This window comes from Curtobacterium sp. VKM Ac-2887 (genome assembly GCF_015350935.1).
GTDB lineage: Bacteria > Actinomycetota > Actinomycetes > Actinomycetales > Microbacteriaceae > Curtobacterium.
Genome location: NZ_JADKSB010000021.1, coordinates 42,187 through 49,353, shown reverse-complemented (window position 1 = coordinate 49,353; position 7,167 = coordinate 42,187). Strand labels below are relative to the sequence as shown.

7 protein-coding genes are annotated in these 7,167 nt (G+C 63.5%); 3 read left to right on the top strand and 4 right to left on the bottom strand.

What is annotated here, in order from left to right:
* Positions 1 to 241: 241 nt before the first annotated feature.
* Together ITJ69_RS17750 and ITJ69_RS17745 are read left to right on the top strand one after the other, a co-directional pair.
* On the top strand, positions 242 to 745 hold the full coding sequence (locus tag ITJ69_RS17750; protein ID WP_194673519.1) for a hypothetical protein: 504 nt from the start codon (positions 242 to 244) through the stop codon (positions 743 to 745).
* On the top strand, positions 745 to 1,779 hold the full coding sequence (locus tag ITJ69_RS17745) for a zeta toxin family protein (RefSeq protein WP_194673518.1): 1,035 nt from the start codon (positions 745 to 747) through the stop codon (positions 1,777 to 1,779). Before ITJ69_RS17750 ends, ITJ69_RS17745 begins: the two co-directional genes overlap by 1 nt.
* A gap of 104 nt (positions 1,780 to 1,883) precedes the next feature.
* Here the strand turns inward: ITJ69_RS17745 and ITJ69_RS17740 are convergent, their stop codons facing one another.
* Both ITJ69_RS17740 and ITJ69_RS17735 read right to left on the bottom strand, forming a co-directional pair.
* The gene (locus ITJ69_RS17740) at positions 1,884 to 2,117 is read right to left on the bottom strand and encodes a hypothetical protein (RefSeq protein WP_194673517.1); all 234 of its coding nucleotides are present in this window, start codon (positions 2,115 to 2,117) and stop codon (positions 1,884 to 1,886) included.
* A gap of 441 nt (positions 2,118 to 2,558) precedes the next feature.
* On the bottom strand, positions 2,559 to 2,822 hold the full coding sequence (locus tag ITJ69_RS17735) for a hypothetical protein (protein WP_228506050.1): 264 nt from the start codon (positions 2,820 to 2,822) through the stop codon (positions 2,559 to 2,561).
* A gap of 336 nt (positions 2,823 to 3,158) precedes the next feature.
* On the opposite strand from ITJ69_RS17735, the gene ITJ69_RS17730 reads away from it, so the two are divergent.
* Positions 3,159 to 5,222: a P-loop NTPase fold protein gene (locus tag ITJ69_RS17730; protein WP_194673515.1), complete on the top strand. Its 2,064-nt coding sequence runs from the start codon at positions 3,159 to 3,161 to the stop codon at positions 5,220 to 5,222.
* A 123-nt stretch (positions 5,223 to 5,345) separates the two neighbouring features.
* Here the strand turns inward: ITJ69_RS17730 and ITJ69_RS17725 are convergent, their stop codons facing one another.
* Together ITJ69_RS17725 and ITJ69_RS17720 are read right to left on the bottom strand one after the other, a co-directional pair.
* Positions 5,346 to 6,191: an ion channel gene (locus tag ITJ69_RS17725; protein ID WP_323743147.1), complete on the bottom strand. Its 846-nt coding sequence runs from the start codon at positions 6,189 to 6,191 to the stop codon at positions 5,346 to 5,348.
* A complete protein-coding gene (locus ITJ69_RS17720; RefSeq protein ID WP_194673514.1) occupies positions 6,158 to 7,036 on the bottom strand; it encodes a hypothetical protein in 879 nt (292 codons plus the stop codon). Before ITJ69_RS17720 ends, ITJ69_RS17725 begins: the two co-directional genes overlap by 34 nt.
* Positions 7,037 to 7,167 lie beyond the last annotated feature (131 nt).

Below are 7,167 nucleotides of genomic sequence, written 5' to 3'. Positions count from 1 at the left end.
TGATCACCCTCCTAGCGTCAACCAGGGGGTCCATCCCAGTTCGGCGTCAGGGGGTCCGTTCTACTTCGGCATCAACAACTCTCGACAGGTCACTCTCTCCGACCTGCTCGAGCCCGTCGGGACCGACTCTCTCCCGGTGCCGACACCGAAGCCCCCGCCCACTCTCTCCGGCCGGGGGCTTCATGATTCCCAGCACACAAACACACAACGGGTATAACTTGACTTATAGAAGGGAGTGGCTATGACTCATATGCTGCAGCAGCAGGGCATCCTTGCTGCCCTCCGCTCCGCTGGCGACGTCGCTGCCAGCGACGTCTCGCACGCGCTGCAGGTTGTATGCGCGCGTGGCGCGCTCGTCGACCTCGACCGTGACCGGATCATCCGGCTAGGCCTACGGGCTGGCGGCCTGTCGCAGACAGCCATCGCGCTGGAGCTCGGCATCAGTCAGGCGCGCGTGAGCCAGATTGCAACCAAGGGCGCCGCGGATCTTCCTGATGGATTCAGTGGTGCAAGCCCCACGGAGATCGCGCAGCGCTACGCCGTTGGGGAGATCACCCGTGACCAGGCTGTCGACGAGCTCGGGCGGTGGCCCTACGCCGAGAGCCACCGGCCCAGTGAATACGATGATGCGTGGGAGCCGGGACCCGGCACCTGGGCGGACGTTGAGGATGCCCACCGCCACGGATTGATCAGCGACGAGATGTACGACGAAGCGCTCGACCGGTACGCCGCCAACATGAACTGATGCCCGCGCCCGACCCCGAACCCATCGAGGCCCACAGGGAAACGCTCAGCCGCATGAGCGCGGCCGGCGGCCCGCTACGAGCCGACGCCGCTACCGCGACCATCAACAACCCCCAGTGGTTCACCATGGTGGGCGGTGCTCCCCGGCCGCGAGCCGGCCGCAACCAGCTCCACAGGACGATCCTCGAGGAACACAGAGCGACGAAACCCAACGTCGCCGTCGACAAGAAGGCGATCATCCTCGCCGGACCACCGGGAGCCGGCAAGAGCACCGTCCTGCCAGCCGTAGTCCACAGGAGCGGGATTCCGTTCGACCAGTGGCGCATCATCGATGCCGACTACTTCAAGGACCGCCTGCTCGAGCAAGCGATTCGCGACAAGTCCCTCTGGTCCGCGATCGCGCCGGCCGATGTCCGGTCGCGAATGGCCGCCGACGAACGGTTCTACCCACTCGAGCTGGCATCCCTCGTCCACGAGGAATCGTCCCTGTTGGCGCGAGCCGCCCGCAGCGACGCGATCACGGCAGGCGAGAACATCGTCATCGACACAGTCTTGTCAGACCCCAGCACCGCGCTCAGCATCGGCGCGCAACTCCGCGCAGCGGGCTACCAGCTCACCGTCGTCGAAGTGGAAGTAGAACGAGACGAGTCGATCGCGCGCACGCAGACGCGATGGCGCGACGGTTATGTCGCGGCCGAGGCTGGAACGGGTGCGCCGCTCGGTGGCCGCTGGGTGCCCGAAGAGCTGCCCGCGTCGCTCTACGAGGAGGGCCAGACCGATTCACGATGCCGGGCCGCCGCCTCCGGGCTCGCGCGCGACCAAGGTGCCGTCGTCCGCTACGAGGAACACCGTGTCGACTCGACGGGGGCACCGGCCCTCGAGGCTCAATACCGGCGACCGGGAGTCGATCAGAAGCTCGAGCGAGTCTCCGCCGCGGCAGTGTCGTACCCGACGTCGCCGGCCGCTGCCCTCAACGCGCGGCGCGGTCGCCCGGATCCCGGGCGGCGCGGAGCCGGCAACGATCTCTCGCGATAGGCGCGAGGTCGATGGAGTTGGGCGGACGTTCAACACCCTGATCGTTCTGTTATCAGTTGAACGTCTCGTCTAGTCGCTCGACGGCCGCAAGCCGCCCGTGGTCCTCAGTGCGACCCGTCGTCCTTCCGCCTCCACAGCACAGCGACCCGAGGGGTGCGTAGGCACTCACGCGCGAGCTCATGAGCATGCTCGTCCTTCTTGCCGCTCAGCTCGAGGGCTCGGTCGCCGAAGTGCTTTGCGAGGCGAAGCCGGAGCAACGCCACGAAGACGTAGCTGCCCGCGATGATGCCGGCACCACCGAGGTACGGACTGAGAGCAGGGAAGAACGAGAGATCCACGAACGCCTCCAACCAGGCGTCGGCCCCCGCGAGCCAACGCCAAGCAGGTGAGCGTGTAGAGCTGTCGACCTGGTGGCAAGGCAAGGAGGGCTCGGACTCATCACTGCCCGGTTGCGGTCGCGGGACCCCAGCCGGCCAGCGACAGAGCGCTCCTGGCCGTCCGCTTCAACCCTCCCGGGGTTCTTGCGGTACCGATCCGATGCCACCCGGGCTTCTTCTCGGCGTAATGCTCGAGGCTGGTCGGCGTCGCGCCTTGAGCCTCGTTCGCAGGCATCGCGCCTGCAAGGGTCTTCCCGCCGGAGTAATCCGACGTGGTCTTGCTCCGTCCCGTCACGGGACGTGTGGTCTTGCTCCGTCCCGTCACGGGACGTAGTCCTAGTCACCGGTTCCCGTCACGGGTTCCGATGGCCTGTGCTTGCATGTTACATCCGCCCATCGACATCAGCCAGCGTGTCGCTTCTTCTTCTTCTTCTTCGAGCGCGCACTCCCACGGTCCCGTCGACGGGCGTAGTCACGAGCGAGCGACCGTGCGATGCGCGCCCGCTCCTTCTTCCCTGACGACTTCAGGGCGACGTCGCCGAAGCGTCTCGCTTCGCGGTACGGCCGCAGCTTCACGACGGTGACGCACACCGTGGTGGTGATGCTGACCGCTGCGAAGGACAAAGCGGGGAGGTACGGCAGGACGTCGTGCATGGTGTGCTCCAAGGTGGTTGAGGCTCTGCGGCTGTCCGGGGTGGACTGCCCTTGCCTCTATGCGGCGGAGCTGCGACCGGCTCCTTTACGTTCTACGTCCGAGTCGGGCCGATCCTCAGTCCAGTTGACCTACAGCGCACGGGTGCCTGTTCGGTCACGAACGAGTGCGGTGCGTTGTTGGAACCATCGACCAACGCCGTGATGTGTGAGCAGCATCGCTCTGTGTCGTCCTTTTAGCTTCGCTTCGTGTCGCGTCGATCCTTGCGGCTACGCCGAGTGGGTGGTTGTCAGACGCAAGCCCCAGCACGTCGGTCGCAGTTGCCGACTGATGGGAGCAGGCTTCCACCGATGCGCTTGAATGTGGCGGTGATGACTGATGCAATTTGGAACGACGATGCACTCGAAGCCTCAGACATCCCCGGCCGAGCAGACTTCGCCGCTGCCATGGCACGGCGGATCGATCATGTCCAGCCGGGGCGAAATTCAGCGGTCTTCGGCCTAGTCGGGTCCTGGGGAACAGGGAAGAGCACACTTCTATCGGAAATGCGTACTCATCTGAGCAACGGGGGATGGACGGTGGTCGACTTCAGTCCCTGGTCGGCGGCAGACGTCAACTCTATTACCGCGGAGTTCATTTCTGCGCTTGCGGGTGCCTTCCCTGACAAGAAGGGGAAAGCTCTGCGCCGGTCACTTGCTAAATATGCCCGCTTCGGCGTGCCTGCCCTAAGCGCCATTCCAATCGCCGGACGCTCGGCGGAAAAGATTGCGGACGCTGCACTCACGTACGCAGCCAGCCAGCCGGCTTGGCATGTGACTTTCAACCAAATAAGCAAAGAAGTCGCGCGCCAGGAGAAGAGGGTCCTCGTTATCGTCGATGACGTCGACCGACTCGATTACGAAGAGCTCAGGACTGTACTGAGAGTCGTTCGCCTTCTCGGGCGTTTCCAAAATGTGCACTACCTGCTCGCTTACGATCAAGTCACCATTGACCGGAACCTGCATGCCGGGAATTCTGAGGGCAGCAGCTCGGAGTTCATGGAGAAGATTGTTCAGCACCCGTTTGAAGTCCCCCCTGTGCCGATGGTAACGAGGCGGACCTGGTGCCGAGCGATCGTCGATGTTCACTCCGGAGTTGCCGACAGTGACACTCTCGACAACTACTATTTAGAGCAAAAGGAAGACTTGATTCGGCTCCTCGCAGACGGAATAGAGACCCCACGATCCGCTCGGCGGCTTAAGGAACAACTCGACAGCTTGGCCCCACTTGTTGCCGAAGCGGAGATTGACGCACTCGACTTCATCGCATTGACGTGGCTGCGGCTCATGCAGCATGCGGTATGGGAAGACATCCGTACCCACTCCGACAGGTATCTGGGTTGGACCGAGAATGATCCAAGCGAACTCCCCGACCCGCGAATGGAGCATCTTCCGCGCATCGTCAAGCGTGGACAGAGCGGGGTCGTGGCCCGTGTACTCCAGTTCCTCTTCGTCCGAACAACCGCCGGCGGCCTCGCCGGTAGGAAGTGGCGGCTGCATCACGAGCGCTACTTCCACCGCTACTTCGTCGTGGCGCTGACCGACGCCGATGTCAGCGAGCGGCTCGTAGAAGTGGCCCTTACCGACGCACTTGCCGGCGCAACTGCCACGCCGGAGCTGGACACACTTCGAGCCATCATGATCGGCGCTGACGGAGAGCGCGGTGCACTTGCGATAGAACTTCTCTCTACTGCTCGGAAAGACGCAGACACAGTTACGCGGCCGCTTATTGCTTTTATTGCGAGACTGCGCCTAGACGTCTTAAAAATTGGCCGAGATGCGTTTTCCAGGCTATCCACCATCGATCGCTGGCTCGCCTTGGAGGCCGAACGTGCGATTCGACTAAGAGCGATCAGTGCATCAGAGTTTAGAGATGAATTTGGATACCGACAATTGGTGCGTGCTGGTTACGCCACGCGCCGTCTCCATAAAGATGATTTTGAATCCGTTCGCACTCCGTACGACCAAGCAATTGCATCGTGGGTCGAGCGAGTGCAACAGGACGGCTTAGGTGGCATTGGGGAGGCAGACGATATCGCTGTGATGACCGCCTTCGCGCGTACGTTTGACGACGCTGCGCATCGTGGCTACCTTGCCGACCTGATTCAAGATGTGCATCACTTGGTATACGTTGCGGAACTCTTCGTCGACCTTGATCGATGGTATGGTTCTGATGTTCATTACGAGATAACATTCCACACCAATGAGTTTAGGTTTGCTGTTGGTGATGCGATCAACGGTTTCACCACGGAGTCACTGCCGCCGGTAACGGAGTCACCTAGCTACGCAGTAGACGACCGGACGACACCTGACCTGACCTCTGTCGAACGCCGGGACTACGCAATACGACGCCTGATGGGAATATTGGCCGATTAGTTGGTGGTCGCAATCGGCTGCCCGATAACGACCGTTTCCGGGCGTCCGAAACCACCGGCGGGACACGCCGCCTGTGAGCAGCATCGCTCGGTGTCGTCGAGATCGCTTCGCTTCGTGTCGTGATTACGTTGCGCCCGACGGGCCTCTACCGATCCCGGGCGACCCCTTGTCTGGTGCTGCTGTCCCGTGTTCTGAGTGAGGAGGGCGTGTTGTGTCGTGTTGGCGCAGCTCTTCACGGAGCTGGCGGATCTCGTCCGTGAGGCTGCGTACCTGTTCCTGGGTTCGCTTGTCGGTGGTCTCGTCTTGTTGCGTGACTCGCTCCACGATGTACGAGGCCAGGGTTGCGGTGACGACACCGATGAGTGCGATGCCGCCGAGCATGATGCCGGCTGCGATGAACCGTCCCGTTCCGGTCACGGGGTAAAGGTCTCCGTACCCCACGGTGGTGATCGTGACGAACGCCCACCACAGTGCCTGCGGGAACGTCGTGATCAGCGCTCCGGGTGCGTCTCGCTCAGCATCGAGCATCGCCAAGGAAGCAACGAAGAGCAGCAGTGCGGTACTCGACGCTGCGAAGAGGATGACTCGGCCGCGGAACGCAGCTCCTGCACGGCGCTGCAGGATCGACACCAGGGTCACCAAGCGGAGGAGCCTGAGCGGTCGGAGGATGGGAAGCGCGACGACGATGAAGTCGAACAGGTGCGTGGTGAACCAGCGGCCGCGTCGTTCGGCGAGGAGCAGGTTGATGAGGTAGTCCAGGACGAACAGCACCCACGTGGTGTTGATCACTACTTCGGCTATCGCTGCGGTTGCTCCGGTGAGGTGTCCCAGCACTTCCCAGGCGTACGCGGCCAGGAAGAGCACCGCGGCCACCGTCAACGGCCACTCAGTGATCTCCTGCCAGCGTTTCTGCTTCACCCGATGACCGTACCCACCTACCGCGCCTGTGGCCGGCGGGCGTGAGCCCACAGGGCTGCTCGTTCGCGTGCTGCTATCGCTTCGGCGACCGCGATCCTGAGTAGGTCCCGCTGCGCGCCGGCGGTGCCGCCGGTGAGGGCACCGAGTTGCAGGGTCCCGATCGGGGTGGTGCTATCGAGGATGGCGACGAGCTGCTCGAGGGGGAGCCTGCTGTGGGTGCGTTGGCGGTGGAAGCGGCGGGCGATCGCGTGGCGGAGTCCGTCCTGCAAGGCGACGGTGAACGCGGGCTCGGGGATGCGAGCGAAGGCCGCAGCATGGCGCATGCTGCGCACGTCGCCGATGATGCGACCGCCGAACAGCAGCACAGCGACGCCACACAGGATCCAGGTGATGACGGTGCCCACCAGGGCGAGCGCTGTCACGGCGATCGCGCTGACGATGGTGATCAGGACCAGTGCTGGGATGCGGCTGCGGACGTCGGCGCGTGCTTCCCGCCGGCCAGCTTCGGACAGCACTGCCACTTCCTCCGGCGCCGGTTGTGGCACGGGAACCCGCGAGACGGTCTCGTAGGTGACCGCGGAGCGGTTCCGTGGTGTCGTGGTGCGGATTCGGAAGAGGTCCTCGTCGATGACGTGCTCGGAAACGGGGTCAGCGCCGAAGTCGGTCAGGTAGGGGCGGGGCACACCGTAGAGGTCGGCAATCGCGGCGAGGGTCTGCGGGTCGACGTCCTCCACTGCGGTTTCATACGGCCGCAGGTCCGGGTTCAGCGGTTGACCGCCGTGCTCGACGAGCGACCACACCAGCCGGGATCGCGGCGGCCGCTGGTCACCGTCGAGCGTGACGGCGAGCATCGCGAGACGATGCCGCAACTGCTTGCGTGCGGTGGCATCAGTCACCACATCACCGTAACTGCCACAACCAAACACAGCGCCCTCGAAGCAGCGCTTTGGTCCCTAGCGAGTGGATACGACCAAACCCACCGCAACTCGACGCTGGCGAAAAACCTCTCACGGCCACGTCTCACTGC

Excerpts from the sequence above, each read along its gene's own strand:
- ITJ69_RS17745 (WP_194673518.1), top strand. The coding sequence starts at position 745 with ATGCCCGCGCCCGACCCCGAACCCATCGAGGCCCACAGGGAAACGCTC.
- ITJ69_RS17730 (WP_194673515.1), top strand. The coding sequence starts at position 3,159 with ATGCGCTTGAATGTGGCGGTGATGACTGATGCAATTTGGAACGACGAT.
- ITJ69_RS17750 (WP_194673519.1), top strand. The coding sequence starts at position 242 with ATGACTCATATGCTGCAGCAGCAGGGCATCCTTGCTGCCCTCCGCTCC.